General features: G+C 52.7%; 23 protein-coding genes and 1 other annotated feature. Of the genes, 8 read left to right on the top strand and 15 right to left on the bottom strand.

The annotated features are described in order from the left end of the window. Positions 1 to 26 precede the first annotated feature (26 nt). Positions 27 to 947: a ribokinase gene (gene rbsK / locus GFB57_RS04685; RefSeq protein WP_003023917.1), complete on the bottom strand. Its 921-nt coding sequence runs from the start codon at positions 945 to 947 to the stop codon at positions 27 to 29. 324 nt (positions 948 to 1,271) lie between these two features. On the opposite strand from rbsK, the gene GFB57_RS04680 reads away from it, so the two are divergent. Beyond that, positions 1,272 to 2,057: a DeoR family transcriptional regulator gene (locus tag GFB57_RS04680; RefSeq protein WP_003023916.1), complete on the top strand. Its 786-nt coding sequence runs from the start codon at positions 1,272 to 1,274 to the stop codon at positions 2,055 to 2,057. Between the two features lies 1 nt (position 2,058). Here the strand turns inward: GFB57_RS04680 and ilvN are convergent, their stop codons facing one another. The 3 genes from ilvN to ivbL form a co-directional block, all read right to left on the bottom strand. After that, positions 2,059 to 2,349, bottom strand: coding sequence for an acetolactate synthase small subunit (gene ilvN / locus GFB57_RS04675; RefSeq protein WP_003023914.1), 291 nt, complete (start codon positions 2,347 to 2,349; stop codon positions 2,059 to 2,061). Positions 2,350 to 2,352: 3 nt separating this feature from the next. Beyond that, positions 2,353 to 4,041: an acetolactate synthase large subunit gene (ilvB, locus tag GFB57_RS04670; RefSeq protein ID WP_003023911.1), complete on the bottom strand. Its 1,689-nt coding sequence runs from the start codon at positions 4,039 to 4,041 to the stop codon at positions 2,353 to 2,355. 107 nt (positions 4,042 to 4,148) lie between these two features. Further along, complete coding sequence (ivbL, locus tag GFB57_RS04665; RefSeq protein ID WP_003827118.1) at positions 4,149 to 4,247, bottom strand: ilvB operon leader peptide IvbL; 99 nt, start codon at positions 4,245 to 4,247, stop codon at positions 4,149 to 4,151. A 521-nt stretch (positions 4,248 to 4,768) separates the two neighbouring features. Between ivbL and tisB the strand changes: the two genes are divergently transcribed. The 3 genes from tisB (at position 4,769) to emrD (ending at position 7,193) form a co-directional block, all read left to right on the top strand. After that, a complete protein-coding gene (tisB, locus tag GFB57_RS04660) occupies positions 4,769 to 4,858 on the top strand; it encodes a type I toxin-antitoxin system toxin TisB (RefSeq protein WP_003023909.1) in 90 nt (29 codons plus the stop codon). Positions 4,859 to 4,981: 123 nt separating this feature from the next. Beyond that, on the top strand, positions 4,982 to 5,815 hold the full coding sequence (locus tag GFB57_RS04655; protein WP_003840641.1) for a DMT family transporter: 834 nt from the start codon (positions 4,982 to 4,984) through the stop codon (positions 5,813 to 5,815). Positions 5,816 to 6,008: 193 nt separating this feature from the next. Next, positions 6,009 to 7,193 (top strand): multidrug efflux MFS transporter EmrD, encoded by a 1,185-nt coding sequence (gene emrD, locus GFB57_RS04650; RefSeq protein ID WP_003023905.1) that lies wholly within the window; start codon positions 6,009 to 6,011, stop codon positions 7,191 to 7,193. On the opposite strand, the gene GFB57_RS04645 is transcribed toward emrD, so the two are convergent. Both GFB57_RS04645 and dsdC read right to left on the bottom strand, forming a co-directional pair. Then, the gene (locus GFB57_RS04645) at positions 7,120 to 8,202 is read right to left on the bottom strand and encodes a cellulase family glycosylhydrolase (RefSeq protein WP_003023902.1); all 1,083 of its coding nucleotides are present in this window, start codon (positions 8,200 to 8,202) and stop codon (positions 7,120 to 7,122) included. The two genes, emrD and GFB57_RS04645, sit on opposite strands and share 74 nt — an antisense overlap. A gap of 78 nt (positions 8,203 to 8,280) precedes the next feature. After that, positions 8,281 to 9,207: a DNA-binding transcriptional regulator DsdC gene (dsdC, locus tag GFB57_RS04640; protein WP_290366973.1), complete on the bottom strand. Its 927-nt coding sequence runs from the start codon at positions 9,205 to 9,207 to the stop codon at positions 8,281 to 8,283. Positions 9,208 to 9,436: 229 nt separating this feature from the next. Here dsdC and dsdX point away from each other — a divergent pair, with 229 nt between their 5' ends. Together dsdX and dsdA are read left to right on the top strand one after the other, a co-directional pair. Next, on the top strand, positions 9,437 to 10,774 hold the full coding sequence (gene dsdX, locus GFB57_RS04635; RefSeq protein WP_003023897.1) for a D-serine transporter DsdX: 1,338 nt from the start codon (positions 9,437 to 9,439) through the stop codon (positions 10,772 to 10,774). A gap of 17 nt (positions 10,775 to 10,791) precedes the next feature. After that, on the top strand, positions 10,792 to 12,114 hold the full coding sequence (dsdA, locus tag GFB57_RS04630) for a D-serine ammonia-lyase (RefSeq protein WP_003023894.1): 1,323 nt from the start codon (positions 10,792 to 10,794) through the stop codon (positions 12,112 to 12,114). Between the two features lie 2 nt (positions 12,115 to 12,116). Here dsdA and GFB57_RS04625 read toward each other — a convergent pair whose 3' ends face one another. The 6 genes from GFB57_RS04625 to ibpA all read right to left on the bottom strand — a co-directional run bounded on the left by GFB57_RS04625 (position 12,117) and on the right by ibpA (position 16,250). Next, positions 12,117 to 12,629 (bottom strand): radical SAM protein, encoded by a 513-nt coding sequence (locus GFB57_RS04625; RefSeq protein ID WP_003023893.1) that lies wholly within the window; start codon positions 12,627 to 12,629, stop codon positions 12,117 to 12,119. Between the two features lie 14 nt (positions 12,630 to 12,643). After that, positions 12,644 to 13,006 carry a DUF202 domain-containing protein gene (locus tag GFB57_RS04620; RefSeq protein ID WP_003023890.1) on the bottom strand — a complete coding sequence of 121 codons (363 nt, stop codon included), beginning with the start codon at positions 13,004 to 13,006 and terminating at the stop codon, positions 12,644 to 12,646. Then, positions 12,996 to 13,343, bottom strand: coding sequence for a YidH family protein (locus tag GFB57_RS04615; RefSeq protein WP_003023888.1), 348 nt, complete (start codon positions 13,341 to 13,343; stop codon positions 12,996 to 12,998). Before GFB57_RS04615 ends, GFB57_RS04620 begins: the two co-directional genes overlap by 11 nt. Before the next feature lie 186 nt (positions 13,344 to 13,529). Beyond that, positions 13,530 to 15,191 (bottom strand): putative transporter, encoded by a 1,662-nt coding sequence (locus GFB57_RS04610; protein WP_003023886.1) that lies wholly within the window; start codon positions 15,189 to 15,191, stop codon positions 13,530 to 13,532. A gap of 124 nt (positions 15,192 to 15,315) precedes the next feature. Beyond that, positions 15,316 to 15,744 carry a small heat shock chaperone IbpB gene (ibpB, locus tag GFB57_RS04605; protein ID WP_003023884.1) on the bottom strand — a complete coding sequence of 143 codons (429 nt, stop codon included), beginning with the start codon at positions 15,742 to 15,744 and terminating at the stop codon, positions 15,316 to 15,318. Positions 15,745 to 15,836: 92 nt separating this feature from the next. After that, complete coding sequence (ibpA, locus tag GFB57_RS04600) at positions 15,837 to 16,250, bottom strand: small heat shock chaperone IbpA (RefSeq protein WP_003023882.1); 414 nt, start codon at positions 16,248 to 16,250, stop codon at positions 15,837 to 15,839. Continuing rightward, positions 16,244 to 16,316 (bottom strand) — a sequence feature (ROSE (Repression Of Heat Shock gene Expression) occurs in the 5'-region of heat shock genes and acts as an RNA thermometer to modulate expression.). (Overlaps the previous gene by 7 nt.) A 238-nt stretch (positions 16,317 to 16,554) precedes the next feature. On the opposite strand from ibpA, the gene GFB57_RS04595 reads away from it, so the two are divergent. Next, positions 16,555 to 16,887, top strand: coding sequence for a YceK/YidQ family lipoprotein (locus GFB57_RS04595; RefSeq protein WP_003023879.1), 333 nt, complete (start codon positions 16,555 to 16,557; stop codon positions 16,885 to 16,887). Position 16,888: 1 nt separating this feature from the next. Here GFB57_RS04595 and GFB57_RS04590 read toward each other — a convergent pair whose 3' ends face one another. Continuing rightward, a complete protein-coding gene (locus GFB57_RS04590; RefSeq protein ID WP_003023876.1) occupies positions 16,889 to 18,115 on the bottom strand; it encodes a DUF3748 domain-containing protein in 1,227 nt (408 codons plus the stop codon). A 99-nt stretch (positions 18,116 to 18,214) separates the two neighbouring features. Between GFB57_RS04590 and cbrA the strand changes: the two genes are divergently transcribed. Beyond that, on the top strand, positions 18,215 to 19,333 hold the full coding sequence (gene cbrA / locus GFB57_RS04585) for a colicin M resistance lipid reductase CbrA (protein WP_003023873.1): 1,119 nt from the start codon (positions 18,215 to 18,217) through the stop codon (positions 19,331 to 19,333). Positions 19,334 to 19,337: 4 nt separating this feature from the next. Here the strand turns inward: cbrA and yidA are convergent, their stop codons facing one another. Continuing rightward, positions 19,338 to 20,150: a sugar-phosphatase gene (gene yidA / locus GFB57_RS04580; protein WP_003023871.1), complete on the bottom strand. Its 813-nt coding sequence runs from the start codon at positions 20,148 to 20,150 to the stop codon at positions 19,338 to 19,340. A 158-nt stretch (positions 20,151 to 20,308) separates the two neighbouring features. Continuing rightward, the gene (gene gyrB, locus GFB57_RS04575; protein WP_003023868.1) at positions 20,309 to 22,723 is read right to left on the bottom strand and encodes a DNA topoisomerase (ATP-hydrolyzing) subunit B; all 2,415 of its coding nucleotides are present in this window, start codon (positions 22,721 to 22,723) and stop codon (positions 20,309 to 20,311) included. Between the last annotated feature and the right edge of the window lie 13 nt (positions 22,724 to 22,736).

Here is a 22,736-nt window from a genome sequence, read left to right as displayed (position 1 = left end):
GTGCTACCTTTTACAATGCAGGAGTATTATTCGTTTAAGGTAAGAAACTCATTAAATTGTTCGATGCTTGGATAAGATGATTGAGTGCCTTTCCCGGTAACGCTAAATGCAGCGAAGAGAACGGCTTTTTTCATGGCGGCTTCGACATCACCGCTTTGAACGTAATAATGGGCAAAACAACCGATGAAAGCGTCGCCTGCGCCACTGGTATCGACAGCGTTCACTTTAAACGCCGGAACATGGACTTCCAGGTCACGCGTCATCCACAACGCACCTTTCTCACCCATGGTGACGATAATATTGTTCAGACCTTTATCAACCAGAGAACGTGCCGCTGCGCGAATATGGTCATAAGTATCCACTGGCATACCGGTTAATATTTCCAGCTCGGTTTCGTTCGGCACAAAAAAATCACATTTACAGGCATAAGACATATCTAATTCCCGTAATGCAGGGGCGGGATTTAGTAACACTTCAATACCGTGTTTTTTGCCAAATTCAATCGCGTGATAAACGGTTTCCAGCTGCACTTCCAGTTGCAGGACAATAAGCTGACATTTTTTCAGATCTTCCGCCGCACGATCGATATCTTCCGGGGAGAGAAATTTGTTCGCTCCTTTAATAATCAGAATACTGTTGCTGGAGTTCGCATTAACAAAGATCGGTGCGACACCGCTGCTGGTGCAGGGTACCTTTTCGACATAGGTGGTATTAATCCCCCAGGATTCGAGATTGCGAATAGTGTTATCCGCAAAAATATCATCACCGACTTTTGTCAGCATCAGTACTTTGGAATTGAGCTTAGCTGCCGCAACGGCCTGATTTGCGCCTTTGCCCCCGCAGCCAATTTTGAACGCCGGCGCTTCCAGCGTTTCCCCTTCTTTGGGCATCTGGTTGATGTAGGTGATGAGATCCACCATGTTGGAGCCAATAACCGCGATATCCATTTTACTACCTCTCAGAAACAATCACACTAGAATGATATTAAAATAACATTATCATGTTACTTTCGTATCATTTGTGACTAGGATCGCGATTGGAAGATCATTTTATTGTTTATTTATTACGCTAAATGTTGCGACCCCATCACACTACAAATAATGAAGTTGCTTACAATTGACTGAAAGTTAACTGGATATAATCAATAAAACGTGAAAAAACACGCTTTTATTTCCGAATAGTCAGACGTATAGTAATGCGGCAATGCCATGTTCTCAGAAACACAAAAATGTTACTGAAGGAACATGGGAACATGATTCGTGGAGAAGCACATGGAAACTAAGCAAAAAGAACGTATTCGACGTCTGATGGAATTGTTGAAGAAGACCGACCGAATCCATCTGAAAGAGGCGGCACGAATGCTGGAAGTTTCCGTGATGACTATTCGTCGGGATCTCAGTCAGGATGACGAGCCGTTACCGCTTACGCTGCTCGGTGGTTACATTGTGATGGTGAACAAGCCCGCCGCCATCGTTAATGCCCCAGTGCCTGCGCAAAAACAGTATCACCGCGACGATTTACCGGTTGCCATTCTGGCCGCGGGACTGGTAAGTGAAAATGATCTGGTCTTTTTTGATAATGGTGCGGAAATGCCGTTGGTGGTCAGCATGATCCCGGATGATATTTCCTTTACCGGAATTTGCTACTCGCACCGGGTATTCGTGGCGCTAAATGAAAAACCCAACGCCACGGTGATTCTTTGCGGAGGCACCTATCGGGCGAAAAGTGACGCCTTTTACGATACCAGCACCCCCTCTCCGCTGGATGCGCTCAACCCACGAAAAGTATTCATCTCCGCCAGCGGCGTCCATGAGCATTTCGGCGTTAGCTGGTTCAATCCGGACGATCTAGCCACAAAACGCAAAGCAATGGAACGCGGATTACGCAAAATTCTGCTGACGCGCCACGCCCTGTTCGATGAGGTCGCCCCCGCCAGCATTGGTCCACTTTCCACCTTTGACGTACTGATAAGCGACCGTCCGTTACCGGCAGATTACGCAACCCACTGCCGGAACGGCTCTGTCAAAGTGATCACCCCGGATTCAGACGGCGACTAACTCACTCAAAGAACACGGTGATTTTGTTAAACATCGACGGATCGGACTGATTGCGGGCCACTTTCACCACATCTTCAAGCTTGTCGATCTGGCTTATCATCTGCTCAAGACGTTGATCGTCGTTGACCAGTAGCCAGATGCGGCTCTTATCGCTGTCCTGAATCGGTAGACAGAGGATGCCTTCTACGTTGAACGCACGACGGGCGAACAGGCCGCAAACGTGAGTCATTACGCCCGGATGGTTACGTACGGTGAGTTCCAGGATTACGTTGTCATGAGTCTGCTGTTGCATGGCTTATTCCCCCACCATTTCTGTGTTTGCCGCACCCGGCGGCACCATCGGGTACACTTTTTCTTCGGCATCGATGCGCACGTGGATCAGCGCAGGTCCAGGGCGATTAATAATCTCCTGCAACGCTGCCTGTGGGTCCGCTTCGTTATTCAGATCGCAGGTTTCGAGACCAAACCCGGCAGCTATCTGCATAAAGTTAATCATCCCCGGATAGGTCGCGGCAAAAACACCCTGCTTATAGAACAGACTTTGCTGTTGATATACAAGACCTAACGCTTCGTTATTCATCAGAATGATTTTAATATCCAGCTGATTTTCGCTGGCGGTCGCCATTTCCTGAATATTCATCATCAGGCTGCCATCGCCGGAGAAGCACAGCACTTTTTTGTCTGGGTTAGCCAGGGCCGCACCAATCGCCGCAGGCAGGCCAAAGCCCATGGTTCCCAGACCGCCGGAGGTCAGCCACTGGCGTGGACGATTCAGCGGGTAAGCCTGTGCCGCCCACATCTGATGCTGGCCTACGTCAGTGGTGATAATGGCGCTGTCGTCTACGCAGGCAGCCACGGCGTTGATCAATCCATAGTGGCTGAGCGGATTTTTTTCCTGGGGGATCGTGCACGGAAATTCTTGCTGCAGGTCAGACACCAGTTGATGCCACTCTTCACGCGGCTGCGCTTCAATCTGTGGGAGCAATTGTGCCAGAACCTCATCGACATCTGCCTGGATCGCCACATGCGGCTGTTTGATTTTACCCAGCTCCGCGCGGTCAATATCCACGTGGATGATTTTGGCATTCGGGCAGAACTGTTCGGTTTTACCAATCGCCCGGTCATCAAAACGTGCGCCCAGAACAATCAGTAAATCCGCTTCTTGCAGAATAAAGTTGGTGCTGCGTGCGCCATGCATGCCCAGCATGCCTAACGACAGCGGATGCGCTTTTGGCAGCATACCGAGCGCCATCAACGTCATGGTGGTAGGCAGTTTTGCTTTTTCGGCCAGCTCACGAACACGTTCCGGCGCGTTAATTACGCCGCCGCCGAGGTACAGCACCGGGCGTTTGGCGGCGTTAATCATAGCTGCAGCATCGCGAATGCTGTCCTGGCTGAACGCTGGTGCCGCCATTTTCTGCGCGGGTTCCGGCATCTCTTCAATGTCAAAAACAGCGGTTTGAATATCCTTAGGAATGTCTATCCACACCGGGCCTGGACGTCCGGACTGCGCAATGCGGAACGCATCGCTCATGACCTGCGGTAATTCACTGATATGGCGGACCAGATAGTTGTGCTTAGTGATGGGGATAGAGATGCCGTAGGTGTCGACTTCCTGGAAAGCGTCGGTGCCGATCATTGAGGCCGGAACCTGCCCGGTGATACACACCAGCGGGATGGAATCCAGACGCGCATCGGCAATGGCGGTTACCAGGTTGGTTGCGCCCGGTCCACTACAGGCCATACAGACAGCGGGTTTGCCATCGGTTCTCGCCATTCCCTGCGCGATAAACCCCGCGCCCTGCTCGTGGCGCGCCAGGATATGACGGATTTGTGTGCTTTGGCTTAAGGCGTCATATACGGGAAGAATCGAGCCACCTGGAATACCGGTGACGACCTGAATCCCCTGACGTTCCAGGAAATGAACGATGAATTCTGCGCCCGTAAAACGCGTACGCTTGGATGTTATGCCCGAAATTGCCATGCTCCAGTCCTTTTATTCTGGGCCTTTGCTCCGGGCAGGTCTCTGAAACGAAAAACCCCGCCCGGTTTGCGCCGGCGGGGTTTTGGAATCGTGTGTTGATTCGGACCCTACGGCGCATTGCCGACGACCACCACCACACGCACGACGACCGCTGCGCGAGATGGCGCAGTTTTTAGTAGGGTCGCAGTCAGCATGGAAGGGTTCATTAGGGACCTGTCTGTTTGTTGATTAACTGGATTTATACAAACACAGGTTTTTCAGCGTGACAATGGAAAAATTTTCATCTGCACAAAAATGCTTCAACGATCACATTTCATTGTATGTCGTGCAAAAACAAAAAACCCCGCCGGAGCGAGGTTTTTTCAGCGTTGTGCGGTTGGTAGCCGCCGAACACACTGTGTTATGTCAACGAAAAAAGTATACGCGTTCTACGAAGAACACGCAATTTCGGCACGAATTTTGATGTTTTTGAGTATGGAACATGAATAGCGCAATGTCCATAAAGCACTGTTAATTTATACAGTATTTATCTATAATGTCTCGGTACGCAATGTGTTATGCGGGGGCCGCATCGTAAACCGGCGCATCAAAGTCCTGGCTGAAACGGGTGGTGCCGTCAGCGCCTTAACCCCCGCGTGAGCACACTGTGTTATGTCAACAAAGGTGCTGGCAACAGGCAGCGGCGAGGTACGTCAGCACCGTGCTCCTTGTACCAAAAGGAGAGCGTATGAGCCTCGTGGATATCGCTATTCTTATCCTCAAACTCATTGTTGCAGCACTGCAACTCCTTGATGCCGTTCTGAAATACGTTAAGTAATTCAGATTCAAGTCGCACCTAAGGGGGGCGGATAACACTCCGCTCCCCTTTCACCTTCTCCCTGGTGCTTGTATCGCGTCAATATGTTACGTTTTTATGACATCCTCAGGGAAGAATTCCGCCATGACGCTTTCTGTTTTCTGCATTTTGCTGTTCGCCGCACTGCTGCATGCCAGCTGGAATGCCATCGTAAAAGCGGGAAACGACAAGCTGTACTCGGCGATCAGCGTCAGCGGAACCGCTGCGATTATGGCGCTGATTTGTTTACCCTTTGCGCCGCAACCCTCTGCCGCCAGCCTGCCGTTTTTAGCTGTCTCAACCGCATTACAGGTGGTCTATACCGTCCTGGTCGCTAAAACCTATCAGGTTTCGGATATGAGCCAGACCTATCCTCTGATGCGCGGCACAGCGCCACTGCTGGTCGCGATTATCAGCGTCCTGTTTCTTGGTGATAGCCTCTCGCTACTCGCCTGGGTGGGGATTGCCACCATCTGTCTGGCTATTCTCGGGATGGCGTTTAACGGACGCAGCGGTTCGCAACGCGGGATTATCCTGGCGCTCATTAACGCCTGCTTTATCGCCGGTTATACGCTGGTTGATGGCACCGGCGTACGTTTATCAGAAACCGCGCTGGGTTATACGCTGTGGACCTTCTTTCTGAACGGCTCCTGCCTGCTGGGCTGGGCGATGATCGCCAGACGCCGGGAAGCGTCGCGCTATCTTGTACAGCAGTGGAAGAAAGGTATTCTTGGTGGCATTGGCACAATGGGTTCTTACGGCCTGGCGCTGTGGGCCATGACCCAGGCTCCGTTGGCGGTAGTCGCGGCGCTGCGTGAAACCTCTATCCTGTTTGGCGCGCTGCTCGCGTGGCTGCTACTGAAAGAGAAGGTTGCCGGAATACGTCTTGTCGCGGCTGCAGGTATTGCCGTAGGCGCAGTTTTACTACGCTTATCATGATCGCGTTGTAAACCCGATGCAATCCGGCAACATTTGTTGCCGCTTTTTGTTTACATTTCCTGCCGTCCATCACATAAACATTCCAGCCCACTATCTGGCCTTCTTTTTCTGTTGTGGTAGATTCCACGCGCATTTACGGGAAAGTGCAGCACCTTATTCTTCTTTTTTCTCTTTTTTAAAAGTAATCAGCGAAATGAAAAGGCATAGAAGCGTCAATTTGTTGTTGATGTTGGTATTACTGGTGGCGGTAGGTCAGATGGCGCAAACCATTTATATCCCCGCGATTGCTGATATGGCGCGTGAACTGAACGTTCGCGAAGGGGCGGTGCAAAGCGTAATGGCCGCCTATCTGTTGACCTATGGTCTATCACAACTGGTTTACGGTCCCCTTTCAGACCGCGTTGGCCGCCGCCCGGTTATCCTCGCCGGGATGTCTATTTTTATGCTGGCCACGCTGGTCGCGATTACCACGCATAGCCTGACGGTACTGATTATCGCCAGTGCCATCCAGGGGATGGGAACGGGCGTCGGCGGAGTGATGGCGCGAACGTTACCGCGCGATCTGTACGAAGGCACGCAACTGCGCCACGCCAATAGTCTGTTAAACATGGGGATTCTGGTCAGTCCGCTGTTAGCTCCGCTGATTGGCGGTGTGCTGGATACAGTGTGGAACTGGCGCGCCTGCTATATTTTTCTGTTGATTCTGTGTGCGGGCGTGACGTTTAGCATGGCACGCTGGATGCCGGAAACGCGCCCTGCAGGTGCGCCGCGTCCACGGCTGATCGCCAGCTACAAAACCCTGTTTGGTAATAGCGCTTTCACCTGTTACGTGCTGATGTTGATCGGCGGTCTGGCAGGCGTTGCGGTCTTCGAAGCCTGCTCCGGAGTATTATTGGGCGCACGTCTCGGTCTAAGCAGCATGGTGGTCAGTATCCTGTTTATTCTGCCCATCCCGGCGGCGTTTTTCGGTGCATGGTTCGCCGGTCGCCCGAATAAGCGTTTCTCGACGCTAATGTGGCAGTCGGTGACCTGCTGTCTGGTAGCGGGTTTAATGATGTGGATCCCAGGGCTGTTTGACGTGATGAACGTCTGGACGCTGCTGGTTCCTGCCGCACTATTTTTCTTCGGCGCCGGAATGTTGTTTCCGCTGGCAACCAGCGGTGCAATGGAGCCTTTCCCGTTCCTGGCAGGCACTGCTGGCGCGCTGGTTGGGGGATTACAGAACATTGGTTCCGGCGTGCTGGCGTGGTTCTCTGCCATGCTGCCGCAGACCGGGCAAGCCAGTCTGGGCCTGCTGATGACCCTTATGGGGCTGTTGATTTTTGTTTGCTGGCTTCCGCTGGCGTCACGCGTGTCGCATCAGGGACAGGCGGTTTAAGCGTATGATGGCCCGGCTTATCGCCGGGCTTTTCGCATTCTGGCGCGATAATCGTCGTCAGTAACGGTTCCAGCGCCGGACGCCAGGCCCCCTCCTCACCATCATAGAACTGCGTATCCGCATTGATAGCATAGGGAATTTTCGCTTTTTTCAGCTCGCACGCCATAAAGCGGGCAAACGCCATTTGCGAGGCAGAAGGCGCGTTTTTGACGGTTTCTCCCGGCGACCAGCCCCCTACCCAACTGACATGCCCGGTTTTCTGCTGCCAATGAATGGCGGTATTGATACGGGCGCGAATGGCGGCCTTTTCTGCCGCAGTCCCTGAGGTCCACGGATATTTGCCGTTATTTTTCAGCGGTCCCCACGGAAAAATATGCCATTGGGCCAGCACCGTATTCTGACTTTGCGGCGGCAGCTTTAGGTTGGCCAAATCTTCCGGAGCGGCATGCAGTTTCGGCGCGATAAAAATCATTCGCTGTGGATCGATGGCATGGATGGTTCGAATGGCTTTGTCATACACGCGATTGAGCGACGCCTGATTATGGTTGAGCTTATCAGAGGGGTCGTAGATCAGGTCGAACCCCAGCAACGGCGAGCGTTGACCAAAGTAATGCGCCACCGCCACCCACCAATTAACCACCTCTTTTTCGTTCCCGGCGCTGGGGTCTTTTTTATATTCGTCTGCCTGATAGGCAATGATCGGGATCACGCCATACTGCTCGCAGGCTTCCACCAGCTTGCGCAGATGAATCAGCCGCGCCTCCGTAGGCTCTCCCGCTACGCGAATGCGTACGTGGGCCAACCCTTTCGCCTTGTAGTCCCGCACTACCAGCGGATCGAATTCACGGATACCCCGATCGGTGCGCGCCCAATCTACGTCCATCCCAACGCCAAGCTGCTGTGCATACTGCGCCGCCGTCAGCGCAGGTTGCGCGGCACACACGGTGGCGCTGGCCAACAGTAAAAGGGAAACAATCGGCTTTAACACGGTCGTCCTTACGCAAATCATCAGGAGTGATATCACGTATTTAGCACGCTTTTTCACTTTCCGTGTAGAGAGAAAGCGTAAAAAATATTCGCGGTCCGCTTATTTTACCTGCTCCTGAAGCCAGCTAATAAACGCCTCGATTTTCGGCCACTGCCTGCCGGGCAGCGTGGTGATGTAGTAATGCTGATGGCATTTCAGCGCCATATCGCCAAAAGGCGCTACCAGTTCTCCGCTGTCGAGACGTTTTTGCACCAGCCGCTTTCGGCCCATCGCCACGCCGATATGGTTCATGGCGGCAATTACCGCTAAATCAGAACGATCGAAACCAATCCCCGATGATGTCGGCAAATTCGCCGAAAAATGCTGCGCCCAACTGTGCCATTCATCGGTTCCTGAGTCGTTACTCCATGCCTGTCTGTCGTGCAGCAAGGTGCAGTGCGGCAAATTCACTAACGAACCGGTAAGGTCATGGCGGCGAGCGTAGTCCGGGCTGCATACCGGCAGGATCTCTTCATCCATCAGGAAGTGGTGCGTAAGCTGCGCGGAGGGCGCATCGTCAAAATAGATAGCCAGATCGACCCCGGCACGCTGCAGATTGACGTTGTCGTTTCTGGTCAGGATGGTCAGTGAAATTGACGGGTAGCGACGGGTAAAGTCACCGAGCGCCGGAACCAGCCAGCACTGGGCGATAGAAGGTCGAGAGTAGACGGTGAGCGTCCCGGACAGCTCCTGGTTTTTAATATCGAGGATTTCCTGATTCAGCGTATCCAGCGACGATTTCAGCGCCCAGAATACCCGCTTACCCTCGTGGGTGAGTTCCACTTTACGGTGCGAACGGACAAACAGCTGAATGCCCAGTTCATCTTCCAGTTGATTAATGCGATGGCTGACGGCGCTGGGGCTTAACGACAGCTCATCTGCCGCCAGCGCAAACGACTGATGCCGGGCCGCCACTTCAAAAGTATACAGCTTTGACAGCTGCCAGCCATTGAGCAGCCGGTTTCTGACCTCGCGTAGGGGATCCAAACTCACCTCCTGTCCTCCTGATTCATTCGCCGGAGTGTAAAAAACTTCGCTGCAAAAATCAGCATAAAGATGAATCAAGGTGAACCATATCGCATAAACATAGCGTAATTAGACATAAATCACTCACTTGATGCAATCTAGCTCATGTGAAAGGAGATTTATATCGTTTGTCAGACGGTGCCTTATTTTTGTCCAATAACCTTATATTAATCACAGGGCAAGGTGAGCTATGCACTCTCAAATCTGGGTTGTGAGCACGCTGCTGATAAGCATCGTGTTAATCGTTTTGACCATCGTGAAGTTCAAATTCCACCCGTTTCTGGCGCTGCTGTTAGCCAGTTTCTTCGTGGGTACGATGATGGGGATGGGGCCGCTGGATATGGTCAATGCCATTGAGAGCGGCATCGGCGGTACGCTGGGCTTCCTCGCGGCGGTTATTGGCCTTGGGACTATCCTCGGAAAAATGATGGAAGTATCCGGCGCAGCCGAACGCATCGGCCTGACGCTGCAGCGCTGCCGCTGGCTTTCCGCCGACGTCATTATGGTGCTGGTCGGGCTAATTTGCGGGATCACGCTGTTCGTTGAGGTCGGCGTGGTGCTATTAATTCCACTGGCCTTTTCGATTGCTAAAAAAACCAATACCTCATTACTGAAGCTGGCGATTCCGCTGTGTACGGCGCTGATGGCGGTACACTGCGTCGTACCTCCGCATCCGGCCGCTCTGTTCGTGGCGAATAAGCTGGGCGCAGACATTGGCACCGTGATTGTCTACGGCTTACTGGTGGGTTTAATGGCTTCGCTTGTCGGTGGGCCGCTGTACCTGAAATTCCTCGGTAACCGTCTGCCATTTAAACCAGTACCGGCTGAGTTTTCCGACCTGAAAGTGCGTGATGAAAGCACGCTGCCATCGCTGGGCGCGACGCTGTTTACCGTACTGCTACCAATTGGCCTGATGCTGGTGAAAACCGTCGCGGAACTGAACATGGCGAAAGGCAGCACGGTGTATACGCTGCTGGAGTTTATTGGTAACCCGATCACCGCGATGTTTATCGCCGTTTTCGTAGCCTATTACATTCTCGGTCTGCGTCAGCACATCGGTATGGGTGCGCTGCTGACCCACACCGAAAACGGTTTTGGCTCGATTGCTAACATTTTGCTGATTATCGGCGCAGGCGGCGCATTCAACGCTATTCTCAAGAGCAGCGGGCTGGCGGATACTCTGGCGCTGATCCTCTCAAACATGCATATGCACCCGATTCTACTGGCGTGGCTGGTCGCTCTGATTCTGCATGCGGCGGTAGGCTCTGCCACGGTGGCGATGATGGGCGCAACGGCAATCGTTGCCCCGATGCTACCGCTGTATCCCAACGTTAGCCCGGAGATCATCGCCATTGCCATCGGTTCCGGCGCTATTGGCTGCACGATCGTCACCGATTCCCTGTTCTGGCTGGTGAAGCAGTATTGCGGCGCCACCCTGAATGAAACGTTCAAATACTATACGACCGCGACATTTATCGCGTCCGTTATTGCACTGGCTTGCACATTCCTGCTTTCCTTTATTATCTAAGCGCGAAGAGACTGACTATGGAAAACAATCAAACACTTATCGCCCAGCATCCTTTAGTGGAAGATCTGGTGGCTCTGAAAGAGACAACCTGGTTTAACCCTGGCACCACCTCTCTTGCGGAAGGTTTACCGTATGTTGGCCTGACAGCACACGACGTTGAGGATGCCCACGCGCGTCTGACGCGCTTCGCACCGTATCTGGCGCAGGCCTTCCCGGAAACCGCCGCCACCGGGGGCATTATCGAATCTGAGCTGGCCGCAATCCCTGCCATGCAAAAACGGTTGGAAAAAGAGTTCGGGCAACACATTAACGGCGAAGTCCTGCTGAAGAAAGACAGTCATTTGCCGATTTCAGGCTCGATTAAAGCGCGTGGCGGCATTTATGAAGTACTGACCCATGCGGAAAAACTGGCGCTGGAAGCCGGTCTGCTGACCACCAAAGACGATTACCGCGTTCTGTTTTCGCCGGAGTTTAAACAGTTCTTCAGCCAGTACAGCATCGCGGTTGGCTCCACCGGCAACCTGGGGATGTCGATTGGTATCATGAGTGCCCGCATCGGCTTTAACGTCACGGTGCATATGTCTGCCGACGCCCGCGCGTGGAAAAAAGCCAAGCTGCGCAGCCACGGCGTGACGGTAGTGGAGTACGAAGAAGATTACGGCGTGGCGGTTGAACAAGGTCGTAAGGCGGCACAATCCGATCCGAACTGCTTCTTTATCGATGATGAAAATTCCCGCACGCTATTTTTAGGCTATGCGGTCGCCGGTCAGCGTCTGAAAGCGCAGTTTGCCCAGCAGGGACGCACGGTGGATTCAGACCATCCACTATTTGTCTACCTACCGTGCGGTGTCGGTGGCGGCCCTGGCGGCGTGGCATTTGGCCTGAAGCTGGCATTCGGCGATAATGTGCACTGCTTCTTCGCTGAACCGACTCATTCACCGTGTATGCTGCTGGGGATTTACACCGGGCTGCACGATACCATTTCCGTACAGGACATCGGCATCGATAACCTGACAGCAGCGGATGGACTGGCGGTGGGTCGCGCATCGGGCTTTGTTGGCCGGGCGATGGAACGTCTGCTCGACGGTCTGTACACCCTGGACGATCAGACAATGTACGATATGCTGGGCTGGCTGGCGCAGGAAGAAGGCATTCGTCTTGAGCCGTCGGCGCTGGCAGGCATGGCTGGCCCTCAGCACGTTTGCGCCTCCACGGATTACCAGCAGATGCATGGCTTCAGCGCGGATCAGCTCAATAACGCCACCCATCTGGTGTGGGCAACCGGCGGCGGCATGGTGCCGGAAACCGAGATGGCGCAATACCTGGCGAAAGGGCGCTAATCTCAGCGCAGCATCGCCATCAGCTCCATCGGTGAGCGATGCTGCTTAAGCAGGTCACGCATCACGCGCATATGCGGTGCGGTATGGTTGAAGAAAGCCTGATATCCTGCACACAGCACGCCCTTTCCATTTTCCTCGCAGTACGCAGGACAATCACCATGGTAATATTGAAACAATGAGCATGTTTGGCAACGCGTATTCATTGATGACATGGTCTGTCGTTCAATTTGTGCTGCCAGACCACACCACTGGCGGAGCGTTTTGTCGAAAAGCTGGATAGATATCTGATTAATATCTTCACGTACCCAGATATCAAATATCGTAATTAAAAATCGGCCCCACGCCTCAGACGTAACCGATTCGTCTGTCAGATGACCTGAGCCATCGTGCTTAACCAGCGGAATAAACTGTACCAGGCGAACATTTCCTTGTTGCAAACCACGGTACACTTCAACTGGTTGTAAACACTTCTGGTGGTCAATCACCACGTTTAAAACATCATCACTAACATCCATGTTCTCACATCCTGTCATGCAAAATTCCCGATAAATACGATAAGTTGGCGAACATGCGTTACAGCAAACAGTATTGCGAGGGATAACACCGCGAGGGAGATCATAAATTTGTCACGCACCGCACGAGATTCAGAAAAATCGCTATGTGTAACATCCATCAGATTACGGCTGCGGGTATAGCGCCAAAGTACGATTCCCACCATCGCCAGCACCACAATTGAAACCCAAAACAGGAAGCCCGCCTGATGCCAGTTGTGCTTCAGCGCCAGCGCCATTAACGCACCATATCCCAGCAGGGTACGAAACCAGGCCAGCGATGTTCGCTCCGGTTGTAACCCCGGGTCGGCGATACGTCGCGATTTGCGGCTATCCGGCATACAGCACCAGCGTCATGACAATCACTGCCACAATAGTCAGCATAACGCTGATAATCAGCAGGCTGTGGGTGTAGGGCAAGTCCTCTTTCAGTCGCATCGCCTTTTCGTTACGTAGCCAGCGCAGGTAGCCGTAGATCGCCAGACCGCCGGCAAACAGACACAGCAACAAGGCAAGCGCCTCACGGATGACCGGCGTGGCAAAATCCGGGGCCAGTTGATCAAGGCCAACTCCCGCCGCCAGAAATCCGAGCGCGGTGCGGATCCACGCCAGAAAGGTACGTTCATTTGCCAGCGAGAAGCGATAGTCCGGTGCTTCCCCAAGGCGAGAAATCTTCATGACAGCTCCTTAAATATTGTTGTCTGGTCGTTATACCGGAACAGTTAAGGAGTATGAACCTGATTCTCAAACGAAAGGGCGAGTCTGGTGATGAGACAATGGAAAAGAGAGAGGGGTATTTGTAATGCCGGATGGCGAGTTGCGTTTTATCCGGCCTACAGGAGATGCAGGCCGGATAAGTCAGTTTTAACCTAATCCCCAGAAGAGCACCGCCAGCAATTGCGGGGTGATAATCCTCAGGAACATGACCAGCGGATAAACGGTGGCGTAGGAGAGCGCTGCCGCCCCGCTGGTGGCATGCAGGTTGTTAGCAAACGCCAGCGCAGGAGGATCGGTCATTGAGCCGGCCAGCATGCCGCACAGCGTCAGATAGTTCATTTTGGCGAAGATCCGTGCCAGCAAGCCCACGGTAATGAGCGGAATCGCGGTAATGAAAATACCGTAGCCCACCCAGCTCAGACCATCGCCTTGCGTCAGGGTATGAACAAAATCACCGCCTGACTTCAGACCAACCACCGCGAGAAACAGTACGATACCCAACTCTCGCAGCGCCAGGTTAGCGCTGGGAGGCATAAACCAGTACAGCTTACCGATGCTGCCAATACGTCCAAGAATCAAAGCCATAATCAGCGGCCCACCGGCCAGCCCCAGCTTCAACGCCACCGGGAAACCCGGGATAAACAGCGGGATTGACCCCAGCAGAACACCCAGTCCGATACCGATAAATACCGGCAGCATCTGCACCTGCTGCAGTTTTTGCTGCGCGTTACCAACAACATTGGCAACGGCGTCAATCGACGAAGGGCGCCCAACCAGATTGAGGATATCCCCGAATTGCAGGCTGGCGTCGCTGCTGGCTACCAGCTCAACCCCCGCACGGTTCAGGCGGGAGATCACCACGTCGTAACGTTCTTTAAAGTGCAGATCGCGGATACGTTTACCCAGCACTTGTTCGTTGGTCACCACCACGCGCTCAACGCGTAAATCAGTCCCGCGCGTCGACAACGATGTGTCCACCTCCTGACCAATCACCACCTGCGCGTTGTGCAGATCAGCTGGCTGCCCGACCAGGTGTAACAGGTCGCCCATCTGGATAACTGTCCCTGGCGACGGCACCATCAATGTCTCGTCACGTTTCAGACGCGAGCAGATGATTTTGTCGCTGTTCAGAATCGGGACATCCTGAATTGCCATATTGTTGATGTTTGGGTTTTCCACACGGATGTTCATCGTCTGAATCAGTGCGTGCCCGTTGGTTAGCGTGGATTCATGCTGCTGGGCTTCAGCATCGACGTTAACGCGGAAAATAAGGCGCATCAGCCACATGGTGAGTAAAATTCCGCAAATGCCGAAAGGATAAGCCATGGCATAGCTCATCCCCATCTGGTCAACCACATCGCCAGGGGTACCCAGATCGCGCAGAATTTGCTGCCCGGCTCCCAACGCTGGGGTATTGGTGACCGCCCCGGAGAATATACCCAGTACCACGGGAAGAGGAATGGCAAAAAGTTTATGCAGAATCGCGGTGACCAGGCCACCCATGATTACAATCAGCACGGCAAACAGATTCAGCCGCAGGCCCGAAACGCGCAATGACGCAAAAAAGCCCGGTCCGACCTGGATACCGATGGTGTAGACGAACAGGATCAGGCCAAATTCCTGAATAAAATGCAGCATGTCGCCGCTCAGGGTCATCCCTGCCTGATCGACAAAATGCCCGACAATAATACCGCCGAACAGCACGCCTCCGATGCCAAAACCAACACCACGTATTTTTATGTTGCCGATCCATAATCCGACAACTGCCACTAATGCCAGAACACTGACCGTCAATGCTATATCACTCATTATCCTGTTCCCTGTGAATAACATCATTAAGTAAATGGATTCTCGCAGAGTACAGTCGCAATGTATGGGTGGTAAAGCACAAAAAAGCCCCGTCATTTCTGGCGGGGCAAAGGCATGGAGCTATTTAACTATTTAATGCGGGACGTTCGCTGATAGCGATACGTTGTGGAGCAATGGCTTCAGGTTCATTCCGGGTCAAATCGATATGCAGCAAGCCGTTAGTGAAGCTTGCGCCGGAGACCTCCATATTTTCAGCCAGCGTAAAGCTCAGGCTGAACGGCTGAATGACCAGCCCCTGGTGCAACCATTTGGTCTCTTTTTCCGGCTGCTGCGGCGTACCTTTCACGGTCAGGCGCGTGCCTTCCAGTTGAATATCCAAATCGTCCTGGCGGAAACCGGCTAACGCAAGGGTAATGCGGTAGTGGTTATCATCGCTCTTTTCGATGTTATAAGGCGGGAAGCTCTGGCTTTCACCGGTGTTTTGCAAAGCATTGGCCAGTTTGTCAAAACCGATCCATTGACGCAGCAGTGGGGATAAATCGTAGTTACGCATAATAATCTCCTTCTAAGAAGCGAGTAGGTACCTTTCGGCTCCCTGACGGCAAGCCGATGACTTAGTAAGGCCGCCTGAAGCGGCCTATAGAATTAGTTGATTTCGATGCGGCGCGGCTTATTCGCTTCAGGAATCACGCGCTCAAGATCGATATACAGCAGACCATTTACCAGGTTTGCGCCGCGAACATGAATGTTCTCCGCTAACTGGAACTTACGTTCGAAGTTGCGCTCGGCAATACCCTGATACAGGTAAGTACGTTCTTTTTGATCGTCCGCATGGGCACCTTTCACCACCAGCAGATTATCCTGGGCAGTAATTTCCAGTTCGCTTTCAGCAAAACCGGCAACGGCAATTGCAATGCGGTAATGGTTTTCGTCTACCAGCTCAACGTTGTACGGAGGGTAGCCGCCATTGCTTTGGCCCTGATTGTTTTCCAGCAGGTTAAACAGACGGTCAAAACCAATAGCAGAACGGTACAGCGGGGATAAATCAAAGTTACGCATAATTAATAGCTCCTGAAATCAGCGAGAATAATTGACCTTCCATCATGGACAGGTCAGGTAGCCAGGACACCCATCAGGCATGCCCTTCATTTGTCTACACTCTAAAAATGGGTCTTAATACAAACTTTTCAAGCGTATTCATCTGACTTTTTTTGCAGTTTGTTGTCTATTGCATACACTGGGGGGAGCAGTTGTTCTCGTTAAATCGCGATGGCCGCCACAGTGCGACGAAATGGTGATGTTATTTTCGCAACGGATCGCTTTAACTCACCATGCAAACACGATAAATACAGATGAATAAATGATGATTAAAAAAATGTTGGTAACACTGACGATGTGTAGTGGGATGGCGTTTGTAAGCGGCTGTTCCAGCATCATGTCGCATACCGGTGGCAAAGAAGGGACATATCCTGGCACGCGAGCCAGTGCCACAATGATTAGCGAAAGTGATACGAACTGGGGAACCAAGTCACTGGCGATTCTGGATATGCCTTTCACCGCGGTGCTCGATACGGTATTGCTACCGTGGGATCTCTTTCGCAAAGACAACTCGGTGAGATCCCGCGTAGAAAAGAGCGAGGAGAGAACCCAGGCCACGAACGCCGTTATTCCCCCGGCAGAAATGTCCGCTCCATAAGTTAACGCTCGGTTTCAGTCACCCACAGCTGGCGGAAACCCTCGACGTCTTCCATCCACGCAACCTGTCGACCATCAGGGGAGAAGACGATCGCATCGGCCGACGGCGGGTTACCATGCCGTTCCGTTAAAAAATCAATCTTGCCCGTTTGAACATCACAACAAGCAATTCTGTTCTCCAGTACAAATCCCAGCCATTTCCCCGATGGGTGCCAGTTTAAGGCTGACTGAATATTCGTAGTGCATTGGGTAAGCTGACGCGGTGCTCCCCCCTGTGGGGAAATCAGCCATAACTGCACAATACCGCTGTCATCACGCATTAAAAACGCAATCTCAGACGCCTTTGGATTACTGCGTACCCAATGGCGAGGTTGATTCACTAGCCCCGGGAAGACGCGCTCATGGGTAAACGTCAGGCGACGTTGACAAATACCGGATGGCGGCGCAGGCATGGTCATGTCAGTCCCCTCCAGAGGCGCGTCCCCCGGCTGTTTCCAGTCGTTTTCATCCAGTGGCAAATCGACAATAAACAATTCCGGTACTTTTTCGCCATTCACTGACAACGTATCGCCGATAAACGCCAGCCTGTTTTCTCCTACCCAGCCCTCTTCATAGGCACGGTTAATCTCATCGCTACCCGGTTTTGGCGTTGGTGTCGTCTGGCTCACCAGCACGCACCAATGGCTGCCACTGTATTCACGCGGATGCTGCGCGAAGACCTTCACCGGCCCATACGGTGCAGCCACGCCGACGTTGCGTAAATCCAGCGCCGCCGAGCGCTCATGCAAAACATGGTCGTTATAGGTGAAACTGACAAACTCACCGTTTGGGCTAAAGACATGCACATGACTCCCGCCACGCAGCGCGCCTGGCGTGTACGGCGCGGTAATATCCATCGCATCCAGATTCTCCACCCCAGCCTGCGTAACAATCACCCCACGACGATGATGGAAGTCGTAATGCCATGTTTCATCAGGATTTTCAGGCCCATGAATGAATACATATTTTTCCGACTTTGGATGAACGGTCACCACGCCAACGTGCGCTCCCTGAGTAGCCCGGTAAATCACCTCCAGTTCGCCAGTATGGATATTGACGCGCTCAATTGTTTCACCGGTAAAGGAGGCGCCAGAAGGACGCACATCAAAGACCAGCCACTGGCTGTCCGGTGTCCAGGTGTTAATATTGGTAAGCTGATGATTACGCGGCGTAAAGGTGATTTGCTTCATGGGATGCCCTGATACAAGACGATTAAAGCAATCATACTTCACAAGCACTTCACTTTCAGGCTTTAGCGTATCGCCATCTTCATTTTTGCGGACAGAAAGATGGAACATTTTGACGTGGCGATTATCGGATTAGGTCCGGCAGGCGCAGCGCTGGCGCGGCAGTTGAGCGGAAAAATGCGCGTGATTGCGTTGGATAAAAAACGCCAATGCGGCAACGAAGGTTTCACTAAACCCTGCGGCGGTCTGCTGGCCCCGGACGCCCAGCGTTCGTTTATCCGCGATGGTATAACCTTACCCGTTGATGTCATCGCCAACCCGCAGATTTTTAGCGTTAAAACTATTGATGTTGCCGCTTCTTTGACGCGTAACTACCAGCGCAGCTACATTAATATCAACCGCCATGCTTTTGATTTATGGCTTAAATCTCTCATCCCTGACGATGTACAGGTGTATCACGACAGCCTGTGTCGGAAAATCTGGCGCGAGGGCGATAAATGGCATGTTATCTTCCGCGCCGACGGTTGGGAGCAGCAGATCACCGCGCGTTATCTGGTGGGGGCAGACGGTGCGAATTCACTGGTGCGCCGTCATCTCTATCCCCAGCACCAAATCCGTAAATATGTCGCTATTCAACAATGGTTTGCGGAGAAACATCCTGTGCCGTTCTATTCCTGTATTTTTGATAACGATGCAACTGACTGTTATTCATGGAGTATCAGCAAAGATGGCTATTTTATCTTTGGTGGCGCCTACCCCATGAAGGACGGACAGGCACGCTTTGACGCGCTGAAGGAGAAGCTGAAAGCGTTCCATTTCCAGTTCGGCAAACCGGTGAAAAGTGAAAAATGTACGGTTCTGTTCCCCTCACGCAGGAAAGACTTTGTCTGCGGAGAGGACAACGCATTTTTGATTGGTGAAGCGGCCGGTTTTATCAGCGCCAGCTCGCTGGAAGGGATTAGCTATGCGCTGGACAGCGCGGAGATCCTCAAATCGGTACTGCTGCGGGATACGCCAGATATGAATCACGCTTACCGTAAAGCTACCCGTAAAATACGTCTCAAACTGTATGGCAAAATCCTGAAAAGCCGGGCACTCACATCAGCATTTTCGCGGAAATGGATAATGCGCAGCGGCGTGGCGCATATTCCCCAGGGAGACCATTCAGCACCACAAATCATGGCTGAAACAGGGCAAATGAAACAAGGCACTTGCCCATAATTTCTTAATTCAGCGCAAATTTCTCAATGGCATACGCGACGCCATCTTCGAGGTTGGATTTGGTCACGAAGTTGGCGATTTCTTTGACTGATGGAATAGCGTTGTCCATGGCAACACCCACGCCTGCGTATTCAATCATCGCGATGTCGTTTTCCTGATCGCCTATCGCCATCACCTCTTCGGCTTTAATACCTAACGCATCGGCCAGCGATTTTACGCCAGTGCCTTTATTGACGCGTTTATCGAGGATTTCGAGGAAATACGGCGCACTTTTCAATACGGTGTACTTCTCTTTTACTTCTGCTGGGATGCGCGAGATGGCTTTATCGAGGATCTCCGGTTCATCAATCATCATCACTTTCAGGAACTGGGTTGCTGGATCCATTTTCTCGGCTTCACAGAACACCAGCGGGATGGTCGCGACAAACGATTCGTGCACCGTGTAGTAGCTGATATCACGGTTCGCGGTATACAACGTGTTGCGATCGAGGGCGTGGAAATGTGAGCCAACTTCCCGGGAAAGCTGCTCCAGGTAGCGATAATCGTCATAGCTTAACGCAGTTTGCGCTACGGTACTGCCATCTCCAGCTTTCTGCACCAGCGCACCGTTGTAGGTAATGCAGTAGTCACCGGGTTGTTCCATATGCAGTTCTTTCAGATAACTGTGAACGCCGGCATACGGGCGTCCTGTGGTCAGCACCACATTCACGCCACGCGCGCGCGCCGCGGCAATCGCCGTTTTGACCGCAGGTGAAATGGTGTGATCGGGCAGCAGAAGTGTGCCATCCATGTCGATAGCAATAAGTTTGATAGCCATGAGTTCCCCGGATTAAATGAGTCCGTCCTCATGCTAACGCGATTCCGCTCAAAAAACAGCTACGAAAAGGGGGATAGAAAGGGGAATCGAGATTCCTCTTTTTTGGGCAAAAAAATACCCGGTTGCGCAAACAACCGGGTATGTTTAACAACGCACGATTAGATATCGATGTTCGCCGCTTTCAGGGCATTCTCTTCGATAAATGCGCGACGCGGTTCAACGGCATCACCCATCAGCGTGGTGAACAGCTGGTCGGCAGCAATCGCATCCTTCACGGTAACGCGCAGCATACGACGGCTTTCCGGATCCATGGTGGTTTCCCACAGCTGTTCCGGGTTCATCTCGCCCAGACCTTTATAACGCTGGATAGCGAGGCCGCGACGTGACTCTTTCTGCAGCCATTCCAGCGCCTGCTCGAAGCTGGCAACCGGCTGGCGACGCTCGCCACGTTCGATAAACGCATCGTCCTCGATCAGTCCACGCAGCTTCTCGCCGAGCGTACAAATACGACGATATTCGCCACCGGTCACAAATTCATGCTCCAGCGGATAATCAGTATCAACGCCGTGGGTACGCACGCGGATCACCGGCTCGAACAGGTTCAGTTCAGCGTCTTTACGCACAAAGCTGTTCCAGGTGCTGCCGTGAACTTCGTTTTCATTCAGTACGTTAACCAGCTGGGACACCCAGGCAGTGACTTTCGCTTCATCAGCCAGATCGGCTTCAGCCAGCGTCGGCTGATAAACCAGTTCTTTCAGCAGCGCTTTCGGGAAACGACGTTCCATACGGCCAATCATTTTCTGCGTCGCGTTGTATTCAGAAACCAGTTTTTCTAATGCTTCACCCGCCAGGGCTGGTGCGCTGGCGTTGGTGTGCAGCGTGGCGCCATCAAGGGCGATAGAGATCTGGTACTGATCCATCGCTTCATCGTCTTTGATGTACTGTTCCTGCTTGCCTTTCTTCACTTTGTACAGCGGCGGCTGTGCAATGTAAACGTGGCCGCGCTCAACGATTTCCGGCATCTGACGATAGAAGAAGGTCAACAGCAGCGTACGGATGTGCGAGCCGTCGACGTCCGCATCGGTCATGATGATGATGCTGTGATAACGCAGTTTGTCCGGGTTGTACTCGTCGCGACCGATGCCGCAGCCCAGCGCGGTGATCAGCGTCGCCACTTCCTGAGAAGAGAGCATCTTGTCGAAACGCGCCTTCTCAACGTTAAGAATTTTACCCTTCAGCGGCAGAATCGCCTGGTTCTTACGGTTACGTCCCTGCTTCGCAGAGCCGCCCGCTGAGTCCCCTTCCACCAGGTACAGTTCAGAGTGAGCCGGGTCGCGTTCCTGACAGTCCGCCAGTTTGCCCGGCAGACCCGCTAAGTCCAGCGCGCCTTTACGACGGGTCATTTCACGCGCGCGACGTGCAGCTTCACGAGCACGCGCAGCATCAATGATTTTGCCGACAACGATTTTCGCGTCAGACGGGTTTTCCAGCAGGTATTCGCTCAGCAGTTCGTTCATCTGCTGTTCTACCGCCGATTTCACCTCAGAGGAGACCAGCTTGTCTTTGGTCTGTGAGGAGAACTTCGGATCCGGTACTTTCACGGAAACAACGGCAATCAGGCCTTCACGGGCATCGTCACCGGTAGCGCTGACTTTCGCTTTTTTGCTGTAGCCTTCTTTGTCCATGTAGGCGTTCAGGGTACGGGTCATCGCCGCACGGAAGCCTGCAAGGTGAGTACCGCCGTCACGCTGCGGAATGTTGTTGGTGAAGCAGTAGATATTTTCCTGGAAACCATCGTTCCACTGCAGCGCAACTTCAACGCCGATACCGTCTTTTTCGGTGGAGAAGTAGAAGATATTCGGGTGGATCGGCGTTTTGTTTTTGTTGAGGTATTCAACAAACGCCTTGATGCCGCCTTCGTAGTGGAAATGATCTTCTTTGCCGTCGCGCTTGTCGCGCAGACGAATAGAGACGCCGGAGTTCAGGAATGACAGCTCACGCAGACGCTTCGCCAGAATGTCGTATTCGAACTCAACGACGTTGGTAAAGGTTTCGTGGCTTGGCCAGAAACGGACCTGAGTACCCGTCAATTCTGTTTCGCCGGTTACCGCCAGCGGCGCCTGCGGCACACCGTGCACGTAAGTTTGCTGATGCACTTTGCCTTCACGACGAATCACCAGCTCCAGTTTCTGCGACAGGGCGTTAACGACGGAAACACCTACGCCGTGCAGACCGCCGGAAACTTTATAGGAGTTATCATCGAATTTACCGCCTGCGTGCAGAACGGTCATGATAACTTCCGCCGCCGAAACGCCCTCTTCCGGGTGAATACCGGTTGGGATACCACGGCCATCATCGGTAACGGACACGGAGTTATCAGCGTGAATCGTTACCACGATATCTTTACAGTGACCCGCGAGCGCTTCGTCGATAGCGTTATCTACCACCTCAAATACCATGTGGTGCAGACCGGTGCCGTCATCCGTGTCGCCGATATACATACCCGGGCGCTTACGCACCGCATCCAGTCCTTTCAGGACTTTGATACTGGAGGAGTCATAAGAATTCGACATCAACGTTTCTCGC

It is taken from the genome of Citrobacter sp. S39, assembly GCF_009495675.1.
GTDB lineage: Bacteria > Pseudomonadota > Gammaproteobacteria > Enterobacterales > Enterobacteriaceae > Citrobacter > Citrobacter freundii.
This window is presented reverse-complemented; position numbering and strand designations above follow the sequence as displayed.

What these genes read in the sequence shown, in the direction of transcription:
- rbsK (WP_003023917.1), bottom strand. Translation starts at nt 947, where the DNA reads ATGGATATCGCGGTTATTGGCTCCAACATGGTGGATCTCATCACCTAC.
- dsdX (WP_003023897.1), top strand. Translation starts at nt 9,437, where the DNA reads ATGCACTCTCAAATCTGGGTTGTGAGCACGCTGCTGATAAGCATCGTG.
- GFB57_RS04590 (WP_003023876.1), bottom strand. Translation starts at nt 18,115, where the DNA reads ATGAAGCAAATCACCTTTACGCCGCGTAATCATCAGCTTACCAATATT.
- ibpB (WP_003023884.1), bottom strand. Translation starts at nt 15,744, where the DNA reads ATGCGTAACTACGATTTATCCCCACTGCTGCGTCAATGGATCGGTTTT.
- yidA (WP_003023871.1), bottom strand. Translation starts at nt 20,150, where the DNA reads ATGGCTATCAAACTTATTGCTATCGACATGGATGGCACACTTCTGCTG.
- ilvN (WP_003023914.1), bottom strand. Translation starts at nt 2,349, where the DNA reads ATGCAACAGCAGACTCATGACAACGTAATCCTGGAACTCACCGTACGT.
- gyrB (WP_003023868.1), bottom strand. Translation starts at nt 22,723, where the DNA reads ATGTCGAATTCTTATGACTCCTCCAGTATCAAAGTCCTGAAAGGACTG.
- GFB57_RS04655 (WP_003840641.1), top strand. Translation starts at nt 4,982, where the DNA reads ATGACGCTTTCTGTTTTCTGCATTTTGCTGTTCGCCGCACTGCTGCAT.
- tisB (WP_003023909.1), top strand. Translation starts at nt 4,769, where the DNA reads ATGAGCCTCGTGGATATCGCTATTCTTATCCTCAAACTCATTGTTGCA.
- dsdA (WP_003023894.1), top strand. Translation starts at nt 10,792, where the DNA reads ATGGAAAACAATCAAACACTTATCGCCCAGCATCCTTTAGTGGAAGAT.
- GFB57_RS04620 (WP_003023890.1), bottom strand. Translation starts at nt 13,006, where the DNA reads ATGCCGGATAGCCGCAAATCGCGACGTATCGCCGACCCGGGGTTACAA.
- ivbL (WP_003827118.1), bottom strand. Translation starts at nt 4,247, where the DNA reads ATGAACCCTTCCATGCTGACTGCGACCCTACTAAAAACTGCGCCATCT.
- GFB57_RS04595 (WP_003023879.1), top strand. Translation starts at nt 16,555, where the DNA reads ATGATTAAAAAAATGTTGGTAACACTGACGATGTGTAGTGGGATGGCG.
- GFB57_RS04680 (WP_003023916.1), top strand. Translation starts at nt 1,272, where the DNA reads ATGGAAACTAAGCAAAAAGAACGTATTCGACGTCTGATGGAATTGTTG.
- cbrA (WP_003023873.1), top strand. Translation starts at nt 18,215, where the DNA reads ATGGAACATTTTGACGTGGCGATTATCGGATTAGGTCCGGCAGGCGCA.
- GFB57_RS04625 (WP_003023893.1), bottom strand. Translation starts at nt 12,629, where the DNA reads ATGGATGTTAGTGATGATGTTTTAAACGTGGTGATTGACCACCAGAAG.
- emrD (WP_003023905.1), top strand. Translation starts at nt 6,009, where the DNA reads ATGAAAAGGCATAGAAGCGTCAATTTGTTGTTGATGTTGGTATTACTG.
- GFB57_RS04615 (WP_003023888.1), bottom strand. Translation starts at nt 13,343, where the DNA reads ATGAAGATTTCTCGCCTTGGGGAAGCACCGGACTATCGCTTCTCGCTG.
- ibpA (WP_003023882.1), bottom strand. Translation starts at nt 16,250, where the DNA reads ATGCGTAACTTTGATTTATCCCCGCTGTACCGTTCTGCTATTGGTTTT.
- GFB57_RS04645 (WP_003023902.1), bottom strand. Translation starts at nt 8,202, where the DNA reads ATGATTTGCGTAAGGACGACCGTGTTAAAGCCGATTGTTTCCCTTTTA.
- GFB57_RS04610 (WP_003023886.1), bottom strand. Translation starts at nt 15,191, where the DNA reads ATGAGTGATATAGCATTGACGGTCAGTGTTCTGGCATTAGTGGCAGTT.
- ilvB (WP_003023911.1), bottom strand. Translation starts at nt 4,041, where the DNA reads ATGGCAATTTCGGGCATAACATCCAAGCGTACGCGTTTTACGGGCGCA.